General features: G+C 68.0%; 15 protein-coding genes. 8 read left to right on the top strand and 7 right to left on the bottom strand.

The genetic code is table 11. The features are described 5' to 3' along the window. Nucleotides 1–37: 37 nt before the first annotated feature. Nucleotides 38–652, top strand: a complete 615-nt coding sequence (locus B6K69_RS07485) for a class I SAM-dependent DNA methyltransferase (protein WP_108644833.1) — start codon at nt 38–40, stop codon at nt 650–652. Nucleotides 653–749: 97 nt separating this feature from the next. On the opposite strand, the gene B6K69_RS07480 is transcribed toward B6K69_RS07485, so the two are convergent. Both B6K69_RS07480 and B6K69_RS07475 read right to left on the bottom strand, forming a co-directional pair. Beyond that, the gene (locus tag B6K69_RS07480; protein ID WP_472527392.1) at nt 750–1,394 is read right to left on the bottom strand and encodes a YiaD family glycine zipper/OmpA-like lipoprotein; all 645 of its coding nucleotides are present in this window, start codon (nt 1,392–1,394) and stop codon (nt 750–752) included. 132 nt (nt 1,395–1,526) lie between these two features. Further along, the gene (locus B6K69_RS07475) at nt 1,527–2,366 is read right to left on the bottom strand and encodes a methylated-DNA--[protein]-cysteine S-methyltransferase (protein ID WP_108643336.1); all 840 of its coding nucleotides are present in this window, start codon (nt 2,364–2,366) and stop codon (nt 1,527–1,529) included. 126 nt (nt 2,367–2,492) lie between these two features. Between B6K69_RS07475 and nth the strand changes: the two genes are divergently transcribed. After that, nucleotides 2,493–3,134 (top strand): endonuclease III, encoded by a 642-nt coding sequence (gene nth, locus B6K69_RS07470; protein WP_107672211.1) that lies wholly within the window; start codon nt 2,493–2,495, stop codon nt 3,132–3,134. Further along, complete coding sequence (locus B6K69_RS07465) at nt 3,131–4,114, top strand: adenosine kinase (RefSeq protein ID WP_107672212.1); 984 nt, start codon at nt 3,131–3,133, stop codon at nt 4,112–4,114. The genes nth and B6K69_RS07465 overlap by 4 nt, the downstream gene beginning before the upstream one ends. 51 nt (nt 4,115–4,165) lie before the next feature. Here the strand turns inward: B6K69_RS07465 and B6K69_RS07460 are convergent, their stop codons facing one another. After that, nucleotides 4,166–5,122, bottom strand: coding sequence for a zinc ABC transporter substrate-binding protein (locus B6K69_RS07460; RefSeq protein ID WP_108643335.1), 957 nt, complete (start codon nt 5,120–5,122; stop codon nt 4,166–4,168). A gap of 70 nt (nt 5,123–5,192) precedes the next feature. Here B6K69_RS07460 and B6K69_RS07455 point away from each other — a divergent pair, with 70 nt between their 5' ends. The 4 genes from B6K69_RS07455 to B6K69_RS07440 all read left to right on the top strand — a co-directional run bounded on the left by B6K69_RS07455 (nt 5,193) and on the right by B6K69_RS07440 (nt 8,417). Next, on the top strand, nt 5,193–5,711 hold the full coding sequence (locus tag B6K69_RS07455) for a transcriptional repressor (protein ID WP_107672214.1): 519 nt from the start codon (nt 5,193–5,195) through the stop codon (nt 5,709–5,711). After that, nucleotides 5,708–6,481 (top strand): ATP-binding cassette domain-containing protein, encoded by a 774-nt coding sequence (locus B6K69_RS07450; RefSeq protein WP_108644832.1) that lies wholly within the window; start codon nt 5,708–5,710, stop codon nt 6,479–6,481. Before B6K69_RS07455 ends, B6K69_RS07450 begins: the two co-directional genes overlap by 4 nt. Beyond that, the gene (locus B6K69_RS07445; RefSeq protein ID WP_108643334.1) at nt 6,474–7,265 is read left to right on the top strand and encodes a metal ABC transporter permease; all 792 of its coding nucleotides are present in this window, start codon (nt 6,474–6,476) and stop codon (nt 7,263–7,265) included. The genes B6K69_RS07450 and B6K69_RS07445 overlap by 8 nt, the downstream gene beginning before the upstream one ends. A gap of 108 nt (nt 7,266–7,373) precedes the next feature. Continuing rightward, nucleotides 7,374–8,417 (top strand): hypothetical protein, encoded by a 1,044-nt coding sequence (locus tag B6K69_RS07440; RefSeq protein WP_108643333.1) that lies wholly within the window; start codon nt 7,374–7,376, stop codon nt 8,415–8,417. Between the two features lie 48 nt (nt 8,418–8,465). On the opposite strand, the gene B6K69_RS07435 is transcribed toward B6K69_RS07440, so the two are convergent. Both B6K69_RS07435 and B6K69_RS07430 read right to left on the bottom strand, forming a co-directional pair. Continuing rightward, nucleotides 8,466–9,869 (bottom strand): PepSY-associated TM helix domain-containing protein, encoded by a 1,404-nt coding sequence (locus tag B6K69_RS07435; protein ID WP_108643332.1) that lies wholly within the window; start codon nt 9,867–9,869, stop codon nt 8,466–8,468. A gap of 38 nt (nt 9,870–9,907) precedes the next feature. Further along, nucleotides 9,908–10,246, bottom strand: a complete 339-nt coding sequence (locus tag B6K69_RS07430; protein ID WP_123876547.1) for a hypothetical protein — start codon at nt 10,244–10,246, stop codon at nt 9,908–9,910. A 247-nt stretch (nt 10,247–10,493) separates the two neighbouring features. On the opposite strand from B6K69_RS07430, the gene B6K69_RS07425 reads away from it, so the two are divergent. Continuing rightward, entirely contained in the window at nt 10,494–12,992 is a 2,499-nt protein-coding gene (locus tag B6K69_RS07425; protein WP_108643330.1) for a GcvT family protein, read from the top strand. A 137-nt stretch (nt 12,993–13,129) separates the two neighbouring features. On the opposite strand, the gene B6K69_RS07420 is transcribed toward B6K69_RS07425, so the two are convergent. Both B6K69_RS07420 and B6K69_RS07415 read right to left on the bottom strand, forming a co-directional pair. Beyond that, nucleotides 13,130–13,432 (bottom strand): Mpo1-like protein, encoded by a 303-nt coding sequence (locus tag B6K69_RS07420; protein WP_108643329.1) that lies wholly within the window; start codon nt 13,430–13,432, stop codon nt 13,130–13,132. 86 nt (nt 13,433–13,518) lie between these two features. After that, nucleotides 13,519–14,328: a glycoside hydrolase family 25 protein gene (locus tag B6K69_RS07415; RefSeq protein ID WP_108643328.1), complete on the bottom strand. Its 810-nt coding sequence runs from the start codon at nt 14,326–14,328 to the stop codon at nt 13,519–13,521. Nucleotides 14,329–14,377: the final 49 nt, after the last annotated feature.

Raw genomic sequence — 14,377 nt, 5'->3', positions numbered from 1 at the left:
CTTGGCCATGCAGGAATCGGCAGAAGCGGGGTGCGACATGACGGGGCATGACGGACATCTGGGCGCGGTCTATGACGCGAAGGCGCCGGACGAGGTGGCGGCGGCCTATGACGCCTGGGCCGAAGGCTATGATGCCGAAATGGCCCGGGCCGGCTATCGCCATCCGACCATCGGGCTGGCCCTGCTGGCCCGCCACCTGCCGCGCGGGGCGGCGCCCATCCTGGATGCCGGCGTGGGCACGGGGCTGGCGGGGGCGTGGTATGGCATCCTGGGCTGGCCCGAGGTCTGGGGCGTGGACATCAGCGAAGGGATGCTGGGCGTTGCCGCGCGCAAGGGCACCTATGCCCGCCTGTCGCGCGCCGTGCTGGGCGAGCCGCTGGAGTTCGCCGATGGCCAGTTCGCCGCCGTGATCTCGACCGGGGTGTTCACCACCGGCCATGTCGGGGCCGAGGCGCTGCCCGAACTGATCCGCATCACCGCGCCGGGCGGCGTGATCGTGCTGACGGTCAAGGGCACGCTCTGGGACGGCGGCTTTGAAGCCGCGCTGATGGCGCAGCCGGTAGATCTGCTTGAGCTGACCGAACCCTATGTCTCGATGCCCGGCGACGCTGCCACCACGCCCAGCCGGGCCGTGGCGCTGCGCGTGCGCTGATCGGGGCGGGGCAAGGGCAGGCCGGGGGGCAGAACAGAAAAAGGCCCGCCGGACACGGGGTCGCGGCGGGCCGGATCGGCAAGAGATGCCGGGGCGCTTACTGGTTCGGGCGGATGATGATCTCGACCCGGCGGTTCTGCGCGCGGCCTTCCGGCGTCAGGTTCGAGGCCACGGGAACATCCTCGCCGCGGCCATAGGCCACCAGACGGCCCGAGGGGACGCCGCCGTCGCGCAGGATCGACGCCACCGAAGAGGCGCGGCGCTGCGACAGGTCCATGTTGTAGGCGGCGGTGCCGGTGTTGTCGGTATGGCCGATCACCTCGATCCGGCTGTTGGGGTATTTCAGCAGGCTTGCGGCAACCGCCTTGACATCGCGGGTCAGGTCGCCGCGCACCGTGGCGCTGTTGGTGGCGAACAGCAGGTCTTGCGGCATGTTCACGATCAGATAGCCACCGGCGTTGGTCACGGTGATGCCGGGCGACAACTGGCTGCGCAACTCGGCCGCCTGCTGGTCCAGCGTGGCGCCGATGGCCCCGCCCAGAACGCCGCCGATCACGGCGCCCACGGCCGCCTTGCCCAGCTTGTTGTCGCCGGACGAAGCCCCGACAGCCGCACCGGCCAGCGCCCCGATGGCCGCGCCGGTCTTGGTGCGGGCGTTCGGGTCGTTGGGATAGGCATTGGGGTCGACGCAGGCCGACAGGGCCAGGGTTCCGGCCAGTGCCAGCAGAACAGGAGATTTCATCATATGTATGCTCGTTGCCATTTGCTTCACTGCCCTGCCGGGTGGCCGGGCTTGGCAAAGATATAGCACGTTCGGCGGGATTACGGCCAGTGCCCTGCCCGGTTGCGCAAGGTTCCGCGCAAGGCGAGCTGGTCACATCCCCGTGCGTGCCGCTTCCCAGGCCAGCATGGCGCGTTTGCGCGGCAGGCCCCAGTGATAGCCGCCAAGCCCCCCGTCCCGGCGCAGCGCGCGGTGGCACGGGATCAGGAAGCTGATCGGGTTGCGCCCCACGGCGGTTCCGACCGCGCGCTGCGCGCTGGGATGGCCGACCCGGGTGGCGATTTCGGAATAGGTGGTGACATGGCCGGTGGGAATGGCCAGCAGCGCCTCCCACACCTTAATCTGGAACGGGGCGCCGATCAGATGCAGCGGCGTTTCGGCCCCGGCCGAGGGCGCGAAGGCCGACAGGGCCCAGGGGCGCAAGGCTTCGGGATTCTCGACATAGGTCGCGTGCGGCCAGCGGCTGGCCAGATCGACAAAGGCGGCCTCCTCTCCCACCTCGTCGGAAAATCCGATGCCGCAGATGCCGCGGTCGGTGCCCATGACCAGCGCCGGGCCGAAGGGGCTGTCGAACCAGCCCCAGAGAATGGTCAGCCCGGCGCCGCCGCGGGCATAGTCGCCCGGCGACATGGCTTCCCAGGTCAGGAACAGGTCATGCAGGCGGCCGCTGCCCGACAGGCCCACATCCTGCGCGGTAGCCAGTGTGGTGTGGCGTTCGGCCAGCAGACGGCGGGCGTGGTCCAGTGTCAGATATTGCTGATAGCGCTTCGGGCTGACGCCCACCCACTGGCTGAAGGTGCGCTGGAAATGCGCCGGGCTCATGCCCATGCGGGCGGCCAGACCGTCCAGCGTCAGCGCGGGGCCGGCCTCGTCGATGATCTTCAGCGCGCGGCCGATGACGGCATAGTGGTAGGCGGGGGATTGATCGGTCATGGCGGGCCTGTGAACAAGGAAACCTGTCTGGAAAGCGACGGTCCTTCTTACCCCGCCGCCCCGCGACCATGCGACCCGATTCCTGCGGCTTGTGGCAAGGCAGGGTTTGTGGTCTGAAACGGGGCCATGGTCCGCCAGCTTGATTATCCTGCCATGAAGGCCGTCTTCACCCGGTTCCGCGACCTAGAGGCGGAACCGAAGGGCGAGCTTGAGCATGTGAACGCCTATACCCTGCTGGTGGCCGTCGCCCTGTCGGCGCAGGCCACCGACAAGGGCGTGAACCGCGCCACGCGGGGGCTGTTCGCCCTTGCCGACACGCCGGAAAAGATGCTGGCGCTGGGGGAAGAGGGCCTGATCGAGCATATCAGGACCATCGGCCTTTACCGCACCAAGGCGAAGAACGTCATCAAGCTGTCGCAGCGCCTGATTGACGCCTACGGCGGCGAGGTGCCGTCCAGCCGGGCCGCGCTGATGACGCTGCCGGGGGTGGGCCGCAAGACGGCGAATGTGGTGCTGAACATGTGGTTCCGGCTGCCCGCGCAGGCGGTCGATACCCATATCTTCCGCGTCGGCAACCGCAGCGGCCTTGCCCCGGGCCGGGATGAGGCGGCGGTGGAACGCGCCATCGAGGACAATGTTCCCGCCGAATTCCAGCAGCACGCACACCACTGGCTCATCCTGCACGGCCGGTATATCTGCCTGGCGCGCAAACCGAAGTGCGGCATCTGCCCGATTTCGGACTGGTGCCTTTTCGAGGAGAAGACATGAAGACCTATCAGGTGGTGGGAATCGGGAACGCGATCGTGGACGTGTTCTCGACGGCGGATGACAGCTTTCTGGACCTGATGGGGATCGAGAAGGGCATCATGCAACTGGTCGAGCGCGAGCGCGGCGAGATGCTCTATGCCGCGATGAAGGATCGCCGGCAGGCGCCGGGCGGATCGGTGGCCAACACGCTGGCCGGCATCGGGGCGCTGGGCCTGTCCACCGCCTTCATCGGGCGGGTGCATGATGATGCGCTGGGGCGGTTCTACGCCCAGTCGATGGCGGCCGAAGGCACCGATTTCGTCAACCCGCCGGTCAAGGGTGGTGATCTGCCCACCTCGCGCAGCATGATCTTCGTCTCGCCCGATGGTGAGCGGTCGATGAACACCTATCTGGGCATCTCGTCCGAACTGGGGCCGGACGACGTGTCGGAAAGCGTGGCCGGCCGGGCCGAGATCCTGTTCCTTGAGGGCTATCTTTACGACAAGCCCGGCGGCAAGCAGGCGTTCGAACGCGCGGCGCGGCTGACGCGGGCGGCGGGCGGCAAGGCCGGCATCGCGCTGTCAGATCCGTTCTGCGTGGAACGCCACCGGGCCGACTTCCGCCGTCTGGTGAAGGAACTGGATTTCGTGATCGGCAACGAACACGAATGGTCGTCGCTGTATCAGACCGACCTGTCGGCGGCGCTGGAACGCGCGGCGCAGGATGCGGGTACCGTGGTCTGCACCCGGTCGGGGCATGATGTGGTGCTGGTGCGCGGCGATGAACAGGTGGTGGTGCCGGTGCGCCGCGTGGTGCCGGTCGATGCCACCGGCGCGGGCGACCAGTTCGCCGCCGGTTTCATCTACGGTCTGGCCACCGGCGCCTCGCTCGATGTGGCGGGGCGCATGGGCTGCGTTGCCGCGGCCGAGGTGATTGGCCATTTCGGCGCCCGCCCCGAAGCCGATGTCATGGCGCTGTTCCGCGCCGAAGGCCTGGCCTGACACGCGCCCGGCGGCGGCCCCTCGGGTGACGGGCCGCCGTTTCCTGCAGGGTCAGCCCTGCAGGCAATCGGCCAGCGTGCGGGCCAGTGTCGTCAGAAGCGCCGGATAGGCTGCGGGGCCCGTCTCGCCCGAGGCCGATCCTTCCGGGTCAAGCGCGGCCCCGACGCGGATGCCGGTGCCATCGGCCATCTGCGCCACCAGCGCGGGGTCGTGCTGCATCTCGGGGAAGATGCAGACCGCGCCGTCATGTTCGATCTTCTCGCGCAGCGCGGCCAGGCGCTTGGCCCCGGGCGTTGCGGCATCGCCAAGCGCAACGGTGCCGGCGGATGTCAGCCCGTAATGGCCCACGAAATAGCCATAGGCGTCGTGGAAGGCGACGAAGGGCCTGTCCTTGACCGGGGCCAGCAGGGCGGTGGCTTCGGCATCGGCGGCGTCAATGGCGGCAACCGCCTTGTCGGCATTGGCGGCATAGGCGGCGGCATTGTCCGGGTCGATCCGCGCCAGTTCGGCGGCAATCGCCCGCGCCCAGAGCTTGCCATTGGCCGGGTCCAGCCAGGCGTGCGGGTCCAGCCCGGTGTGGGAATGGCCGTGTTCGTCATGGCCGGCCTCGCCGTCATGGTCCGCGGCTTCGGCATGATCGTGATCCTCGCCCTCGGCGGGATCATGGTCTTCGGCGGGGGCGAAGTCCTGCCGGTATGTGCCTTCGGTCGTCAGCAGGGTCAGCAGGGCCGCGCCTTCGGGCCGGATCTCCAGCGCCTTGTCCAGCCAGGGCGTCAGTTGCGGACCTATCCAGATCACCAGATCGGCGTCCGACAGCGCGGCGGCCTGGCTGGGCTTCAGCTCATAGCTGTGCGGCGAGGCGCCCTTGCCCAGCAGCATCTGCGGGGTTCCCACGCCTTCCATCACCGCGGCGGTGATCGACTGCACCGGCGGAATGTCGGTGACCACGGTCGGCACCTCGGCCATTGCGGCGGTGCTGGTCAGAAGAAGTGCAATGATATAACGCATGGGTCAGGCCTTTCGGACTCGGGGTCCGAGGTCTATGTATGTAATATCATAACACGTCAAGGCCCCCGCCATGCCGCATGACCACGCCGAAGCCTGCCCCGGTTGCGCCGACCCCTCGGCCGCCTTCGCGCCGCATGACCACACCCATTGCGCCGCCGATGTGCTGGCGCGGGCCGAAGTCTTGGCCGGGGCTGCCGGTGCCCGGCTGACGCCGGTGCGGCGGCGGGTGCTGGAAATCCTGCTGGAAAGCCATCGCGCCATGGGCGCCTATGACGTGCTGAACCGGCTGTCGGCGGAAGGCTTCGGCAACCAGCCCCCGGTGGCCTATCGCGCGCTGGAATTCCTTGAAGAACAGGGCTTTGTCCATCGCATCCGCCGGCTGAACGCCTTTGCTGCCTGTATGCACCCGGGCGAAAGCCACGCGCCGGTGTTCCTGATCTGCCGCACCTGCCAGTCGGTCGCCGAAGCGGCCGGTGCCCCCGTGCGCGCCGCGGTCGAGGCGGCCGCCGCCGGCATGGGCTTTGCCGTCGAACGCACCACGGTCGAGGCGCTGGGCCTGTGCCCCGCCTGCGCGGGGGCCGCGGCATGAGCCTGATTTCCGCCGATCACATCTGCGTTCGCCTGGGCGGCGAAGAGGTGCTGCACGATGTCTCGCTGCGGCTGGAACCGGGCGAGATCGTCACCGTTGTCGGGCCGAACGGATCGGGCAAGTCCACGCTGCTGCGGGCGATGCTGGGCATCGTGCCGGTGGCGGGCGGGCGGGTGACGCGGGCCGCCGGGCTGCGGCTGGGCTATGTGCCGCAAAAGCTGATGATCGACCGCAGTATGCCGATCAGCGTGCGCCGCTTCCTGTCGCTGCCGCTGCGGGTGGGCGCGGCCGAAGTGGCGGCCGTGCTGGCGCGGGTCGGCATGGAGGCGCAGCAGGAGGCGCAACTGACCGCGCTGTCCGGCGGGCAGTTGCAGCGGGTGCTGCTGGCGCGCGCGCTTCTGGGCCGGCCGCAGGTGCTGATGCTGGATGAGCCGACCCAGGGCCTTGACCAGCCGGGCGAGGCCGCCTTCTACCGGCTGATCGAGGAAGTCCGCACGGAAACCGGCTGCGCGGTGCTGATGGTCAGCCATGACCTGCATGTGGTGATGGCCGCCAGCGACCGGGTGATCTGCCTGAACGGCCATGTCTGCTGCGAAGGGGCGCCGCATGTGGTGTCAACAGCGCCGGAATATCGCGCGCTGTTCGGGCTGGGCACCCGGGGGGCGCTGGCGCTCTATCGCCACGAACATGACCATGACCACAGCGCCGGGCCGGACCACGGCCACGACCACCACCATCATCCCCATACCCACGATCATCATCATGCTTGACGATTTCCTTGTCCGCGCCGCGCTGGCCGGCGTGGGCCTGTCGCTGGCCACAGGGCCGCTGGGCGCCTTTGTCGTCTGGCGGCGGATGGCCTATTTCGGCGATGCCACCGCCCATGCCGCCATTCTGGGCGTGGCGCTGGCGCTGGCAACGGGCCTGCCCATCGTGGCCGGCACGCTGGTGGTGGCCGCCGCCATGGCCGTCACCGTGGCGGGGCTGGCTGCACGGGGCTGGGCGATGGACACCACGCTGGGCGTGCTGGCCCATTCCGCGCTGGCCTTCGGTCTGGTCGCGGTCAGCTATTTCCCCTCGGTGCGGACCGATCTTTCGTCCTATCTGTTCGGCGACATCCTTGCCGTCACCCGGGGCGATCTGGGGCTGATCTGGGGCGGGGCGGCGGCGGTGGCGGTCCTGCTGCTGTGGCGCTGGCAGGCGCTGTTGACCAGCACCCTGAACGAAGACCTGGCCCATGCCAGCGGCCTGAACCCCGACCGCGAGCGGCTGGTGCTGGTGCTGGCCATGGCGCTGACGGTGGCGGTCTCGCTCAAGGTGGTGGGGGCGCTGCTGATCGCGGCCATGCTCATCATCCCGGCGGCCGCCGCGCGCGGTCTGGCGCGCAGCCCCGAAGGCATGGCGCTGGGCGCCACCCTGATCGGGGCGCTGGCCACGCTGGCCGGGTTGCGGCTGTCGCTCTGGCAGGACACGCCGGCGGGGCCGTCGATCATCGTGGCGGCGGCGGCCTGCTTTGTGGTCGCGGCGGTGCTGGGGCGGGTGCGCCGGGCCTGACCCGGCGCTGAAAAACTGCCCCGGACCTGCCCGAAGCCTGCCGCAATCACCGCCTATTCCGGCCCCACGGACGCGCCGCCCCCGGGCGCGGCCAGGGGGATTTCGCGGATGCGCGGCTTGAACTTCATCCTGTCGCTGGTGTTCTCGGTCTTTGGCCTGTGCGCCTATCTGGCCTTTGATTATGCCATGGTCGCCCGGCAGGCCAAGGCACGCGGCGAGGAACCGATGTCGGTGGTCACCTATGCCTCGGGCCTGCTGCAACTGGCGGGGGCGCTGTCGGGCAATGACGGCGATCCCGCCCGGTCGGATGCGCCGCAGACGCTGGTCGCCATGCTGCCCGCCCCGCCCGAAGGCTGGACCGTCCGCCCCGCCGAACCCGCCGATGTCGAGGCCTTCCTTCCCCCCGGCGCGCGCGGCAAGCAGGCCGACAGGGTGCGCGCCATCGGGGTGCCGCGCGAAGGCAAGGGCCTGACCGGGGCCAGGGTGATTTACGAAAAAGGGCCGCGCAAGGTGGTGGCGGAAGTGATCCGCTACCCGGATTTCATCTTCACCAGCTTCATGGCCATGGCGCAGAAGTTCGAACTGCAGATGCTGACGGCCGAATATGGCGGCCGCGATTTCGCCACCGTCCGGGGTCTGGAAATCCGCGAAGCGCCGCTTCCCGAGGATTTCGGCGCCCGTCTGTTCGTGGCCGAGGTGGGCGCGCAGATTCACCTGCGGATGCTGGCATCGAAGGCCATGTCGGACGAAGACCTGCTCCCCTTCCTGTCCACGCTGAACGTGCCCGCGATGAACGCCAATGTGGTGGAACGCACCACCGGGCTGGGCGAGGTGCCGGTGATCGTGCTGGCCTCGGTTCTGGATGCCGAAACCCGCAAGACATTCGAGGCCGAGCGTGACGCCGAACGCCAGCGCCGGGCCGAAGAACAGGCCGCCCGCGAGGCCGAGCTTGAGGCTGAGCGCAAGGCGGCGGAAGACGCCGAGCGGGGCCTGACAACGGACGAAAAGACCGGGGTCAAGGTGCGCAAGGGCACCGGCAGCGGCGACGGCAGCCGGTTTGAAACCAGCGGCGGAACGCTGGATGATTCCGATTGCGTCGCCATCGCCGGCGGCAAGACCTGCGGCGCACCGCCCCCGCCCGGCGACGACTGATCGCCGGATGCAGCCCGCCCCCGCGCAAGGGGGGCGGGCCGCGATGGGTTACGACAGCGCGCGTTTCAGCGCCGGGATCGGCGTCAGCACCAGCAGATCAACCGCGATCACCGCCAGCAGGGTCAGCCCCAGCATGGGAAAGGCCAGCGACAGCGCCAGCGTGATCAGGATCGCGCCCTTGGCATAGGGCAGTTCGGCCGGCATCGGCGGGGCGGCCAGACGCGCCGCCCCCGAGGGCCGCCGCTTCCACCACATCACGATGCCCGACAGGCCAAGGAACATCACCGACAGGCAGAACAGCGTGTTCAGCGCCACGTTCCACAGGCCAAGGTCGCCCTCGTGGAAGGCGATGCCCCAGGCCATCGCCTTGGCATAGGCCGAATAATCGGCATAGCGCACATCGGCCAGCACATTGCCGGTGTATTGGTCGATATGGATCGTGCGGTCCGCCGCCGGGTTCGGCCCGTCGTTCGACATGCTGTCATGGCTGATCGTCCAGACCCCGGCGCCATCGCCCGGCAGGTTCACCTGATAGCGGTTCACGAAGCCCAGCGATTGCGCGAAGCCGGTGACCGAGTCGATGGTCACCGGCCCGCGGATCGCCGCCGTGCCCGCCAGCGACCCGGATTCCGGCAGCGGCGTCTGTTCCAGGTTCCACGGCACTTCCTTGGCCGGGGCATGGTTCATGTCGGCATGGGTCTTGTCCGACAGGGGCACGTTGTCCCATTTCTCGGCCGGAAAGGTGGACCAGGCCTGCACGAACTTGGTGCCCCAGACCCCGGCCCAGCTTAGGCCCGAGATCAGGAACAGGATCAACACCACCGAAACCCACAGCCCCACCGTGGCATGAAGCGATTTCCACAGCGTCCGGCCCCGGGCCCCGGTCTGCACCGTCAGCGCCTTGCCCCAGCTGGTGCCGTTGCGCGGCCAGTGCATGTAAAGCCCGGTCACGCACAGCAGCAGGCCAAGGCTGGCCGCCGCCTCGATCAGCCAGTCGCCGGTGTTGCCGATCAGCAGGGTGCCGTGAATGTCGGTGGCAAAGTCATACCAGCCGGCCCGCCAGGGAAAGGTGTTCAGCACCTCGCCGGTATAGGGGTTCAGCGTGACGCCGGTCTTGCCGGCGTCCGACGCCACGGCGAAGGTGGCCACATGGTCCGGCCCAAGCGGGGCCACATATTGCGTGGCGGCGCCGCCCGGCACGGCGGCCTCGGCCATGGCCTGCAGGGCGCTGACGGCCAGCGGCGCGCCGCCGGGGGCGATGGTCATCTTCTCGTCGCCGATCCCCGACAGGAAGGCGATCCACAGCATGATCATGCCGGTGGTCGCCAGCATCAGCAGGAAGGGAGTGACGTAAAGCCCGGCGTAGAAATGCCAGCGCCAGGCGGCGAAATACAGTTTGTTGGCGGCAGGCGCCGCCGCCGGGGCCTCGGCCCCGCGGAAGGTGTCAGTCATGGATGTCTCCGGTTGTCTGGGTTCTGGAAAACGAAACGTCAGACGGCGGAGGGGGGCCCCGTGGCGGGCGGCAGGCCGGTGGCTTCGGCCCGGGCAAGGGTAATGGTGGCCGGCGGCGGATCGGCCCGGCGCAGCGCCAGATGCGGCAGCGCCACCCCGGCACAGCCGCCGGGACAGGCGCCCGCACATTGCGCGCAGGCCCAGGCGCAACGGTCGGGGCTGCCATCGGGCGCCTTCTTCGCCGGGGCGCCGGTGGCAAGGTCGATGGTCATCTCGACCGGCCCGTCGCCGGTGCACAGCACCAGCGTCAGCGTGCCGTCATCGGCCCGCGCCGGCATGACCGCGGGCGAGATCAGCGACATGAGAAGGAAGGGCACCAACAGCACCCATGCCACCCCCTGCCGTTTCTGGCCCCGCGTCCTTGCCTTCATGGCAAAAGGCGTAGGCCGGAGTCCGCTATCTCGTCAACCCGCTGCCGGACCTTCGGCCCTTCGGCCTTGCGGCAGCGTCGCCCCGGTGGCCTGATCGCGACATGTCGTTTTCTGACGCGAAGGGTCGGGCGGGCTTGCCCGGCAAACCCGAGGTCTGTCACATATGGCCCAAACCACATTCGGAGTCGGGTCCATGAAAACGCATGTCAAAGCCCTTGTCGTTGGTGGCGGGGCCGTCGGCACCGGCATCGCCTATCACCTGGCCAAGGCCGGCTGGGACACCCTGCTGGTCGAGCGCGACGAACTGACCTCGGGGTCCACCTGGCACGCGGCGGGGCTGCTGCCGCTGTTCAACATGGGCTACGCGACGACCCATATCCACAAGTACAGCGTTGATTTCTACAAGGGGCTTGAGGCCGAAACCGGGCTGAACCCGGGCTTCTATGTCGTGGGCAACCTGCGGATGGCCCAGACCCAGGACCGGATGGACGAATACATGCTGTATTCCAGCGTGGCCGAAACCGCCGGGGTCTACCATGAATTCCTGACGCCCGCGCAGATCAAGGAACGCTGGCCGCTGGTTCGCACCGATGACCTGAAGGGGGCGCTGTTCCACCCGCAGGACGGCTATATCAACCCCGCCGACGTGACCCAGGCCATGGCCAAGGGCGCGCGCCAGCTTGGCGCCACGATCGAACGGAAGATCCAGGTCGATGCCTACCGCTGGACCGGCAGCGAATGGATCGTTTCCGTCACCCGCATGGTGGAACAGGGCGGCCGTCTGGTGCCCGGCGACGAGAAATACGAAATCCACGCCGAACATGTGGTCACCGCCACCGGCAACCACGCACAGCGCACCGCGCGGCTGCTGGGCATCAAGATCCCGGCGATCCCGGTCGAACACCAGTATATCGTGACCGAACCCGACCCCGCGCTGGTGGAATGGCGCAAGACCAACCCGCAGCACCCCGTCCTGCGCGATGCCGATGCCAAATGGTATGTGCGCGAGGAACGCGGCGGCTGGATTCTGGGCCCCTATGAAAAGAACGCCCCCGCGCGGTTCCTGTATGACGTGCCGGAAACCTTCCGCGCCGACCTGTTCCCGCTGGATCTGGAACGGATCGAGGCGGAATACATGTCGATGATCCACCGCCTGCCGTCCTCGGAAACCGTGGGGCTGAAGGACGATTTCAACGGTCCGATCTGCTATACCCCCGACGGCAACCCGCTGGTCGGCCCGGCGCCGGGCCTGCGCAACATGTGGCTGGCCGAAGGCTTCAGCTTCGGCATCACCGCCGCCGGCGGCACCGGCTATTACCTTGCCCAGTTGATGACGCAGGGCGAGGCCGAGATCGACATGGCCAGCCTTGACCCCAAGCGCTACGGCAACTGGATGACCACGGAATATGCCGCGCGCAAGAACGAGGAATGTTACGACCACGTTTTCATCCTGCATCACCCCGATGAGGAACGCGAAGCCTGCCGTCCGCTGCGCACCGCCCCGGCCTATGACCGGCAGAAAGACCTGGGCGCGCAGTTCGGCCAGGTGAACGGCTGGGAACGGCCCAACTACTATGGCCCGGTCGGGGCACCCGCCGATTACGACCACCACGCCCGCAGCTTCCGCCGCGCCTCCTGGTGGCCCTTTGCCGAGGCCGAGGCGAAAGCCGTCCGTGAAACCTGCGGCATCATCGACGCCAGCGCCTTCACCAAGCATCTGGTGCGCGGCCCCGGCGCGACGGCCTTCCTGGACCACTTCACCTGCAACAAGCTGCCGAACGTGGGCCGGATCAACCTGACCTATGCCCTGACCGAAGCCGGCACCACGCGGACGGAATACACCATCGTCCGGCTGGCGCAGGATGAATATTACATCATCTCGGCCGGCGCCTGGACGGCCTATGACTATGACTTCCTGCAAAAGGCGGCGGATGATTTCACCGCGGCGGGTGGCGGCCACATCGACATTCACGATGTCACCACGCAATGGGGCGTCTATGCGCTGGCCGGCCCCACCGCCCGCGCCATTCTCAAGGAGATCGTCAAGGACCGTGATCCCGAAACGGTGCTGTCGAACAAGCGGTTCCCCTGGCTGTCGATGCGCAACATCGAACTGGGCATGTGCCCGGTCCGCGCCATCCGCGTGGCCTATACGGGCGAGCTGGGCTGGGAACTGCACTATCCCATCGAATTCGGCCGCTACCTCTGGGATCTGCTGCTGAAGGCGGGCGAAAAGCACGGGCTGAAGCCGGTTGGCGCGCGGGCGCAGAACTGGCTGCGGCAGGAAAAATCCTACCGCGCCTTCGGCACCGAACTGGGCCGCGATGCCACCCCGCCTGAGGCCGGGCTGGACCGTTTCGTCGATCTGACCAAGGACTTCCGCGGCAAGGACGCCATGCTGAAGACCGGCATCCGCGCCAAATGCGTGACCCTGCTGATCGACGGCCCCTCGGACACCGATCCCTGGGGCAAGGAAGCCCTGCTTTTGAACGGCGAAAAGATCGGGCGCCTCACCTCGGGCGGCTGGTCGGTGGCCTTCGGCAAGCAGATCGGCATGGGCTATGTCCGCCCCGATCTGGCCGAGGTGGGCACGAAGCTGAAGGTCAAGATCCAGTTGAAGGAATGGGATGCCGTGGTGGTGGAAGACAGCCCCCACGACCCGACCAACGCCCGCATCCGGGTGGATGGCTGAGGGCGATTTCGTCCGGGCACGGGCACCGGAGTCTTCGAAGGCTCCGGTCCGAAATCTTTGAAGATTTCGGTCAGGAAACGAACGGGCCGCATCCTTCCGGGGGGCGGCTTTTTTCGTTCAGGCGCGGGGAGGCCGGGTCAGATCCGCCCGGTCACCTTGGCCCACCACCAGCGGGTGCCCACCAGCAGGAAGCGCCAGTCCTTGAAGAATTCGGGCGGCTTGCCTTCGATGGCATGGCCCACGAACTGCAACGCCCAGCCCAGGATGAACAGCGCCACCGCCCAGCCCCACAGCCCCGGCACAAGGATCGACAGCACCGCCAGCGCCAACGACACCACGATCATCGGAATCCCGAAGGCATGGGTCAACTGGTTCCACCTGTTCTGATGGCTTTGCTGATACTGCGCGATCCACTCGCTCCAGCTTCGGCCTCCCAACATCGCAGCCTCCCCTTTTTCCGGCCCGCATCCCCGGGCCGGAAAAGGTTAGGGGGCGATGCCGGTTTCCGGCAAGCCTGACGCGACGTTCACCGCGTCCGCGCGGCCAGCCAGGCCGCCCATTGCGCGCCCGACCCTTCGAAGACGTTGATGTCAACCCGGCCGTTCACGCCCGGCACCAGCCCGGTCGAGGTGTATTGCCAGAACGTCCAGGGGTGGCCGTCATACAGATCCTTCGGATGCTTCGCCACGGCGCGCAGCCAGAAGTCGGCGCCGTTCACCTTCCACATCTCGTTGTCCTGGAAGAAGTCGATCGAGGTGTAAAGGATCGGCCGCTGTCCGTAATGGTTGGCCACCGCGCGGATGAAGATGTCGGCGTCGCGACGAATTTCCTCGGGCGTGCGGCGGATGGTGCAGGTGGGCGAAAACGGCGTCCACTCCATGTCCAGCACCGGGGGCAGGGCGCCGGCGGTGCGCGGCACATTGCGGATGAACCAGCGCGCCTGTTCGATGGCCGGGCGGCAGTGGTAGAAGAAGTGATAGGCCCCGCGCGCCACCCCGGCCCGGCCGGCGCCGCGCCAATGGTCGTGGAACATCTCGTCCACCCGGTCGCCGCCTTCGGTCGCCTTGACGAAGACGAAGTTCACGCCGTTGCTGCGCGCGGTTTCCCAGTCGATGGTCCCCTGATACTTCGCCACATCCAGCCCGTGCACGGGGAATGATTGCGGCGGCTTTCCACCCCAATCCGTCACCGGCTTGGCATCCGAGAAATTGGCAGAGGTGACCTGACCCGCCGGCACAGCGGCGGCGGGGCGGGCGTTGGGTGCATGGGCCGAAGGCGTGCGCGAGGCACCGCAGGCGGCCAGAACAAGGCAAAGGAACAGGGGAAGGATACGCATGATCCGGCCATGCTGGCCGAAGCGGGGGCGGATGTCACGCCCCCGCGCG

It is taken from the genome of Pseudogemmobacter blasticus (assembly GCF_003071405.1).
In the GTDB taxonomy this organism is placed as follows: Bacteria; Pseudomonadota; Alphaproteobacteria; order Rhodobacterales; family Rhodobacteraceae; genus Pseudogemmobacter; species Pseudogemmobacter blasticus.
Note: the sequence above shows the minus strand (reverse complement) of the source record. Positions and strands in the feature narration are given on the sequence as shown.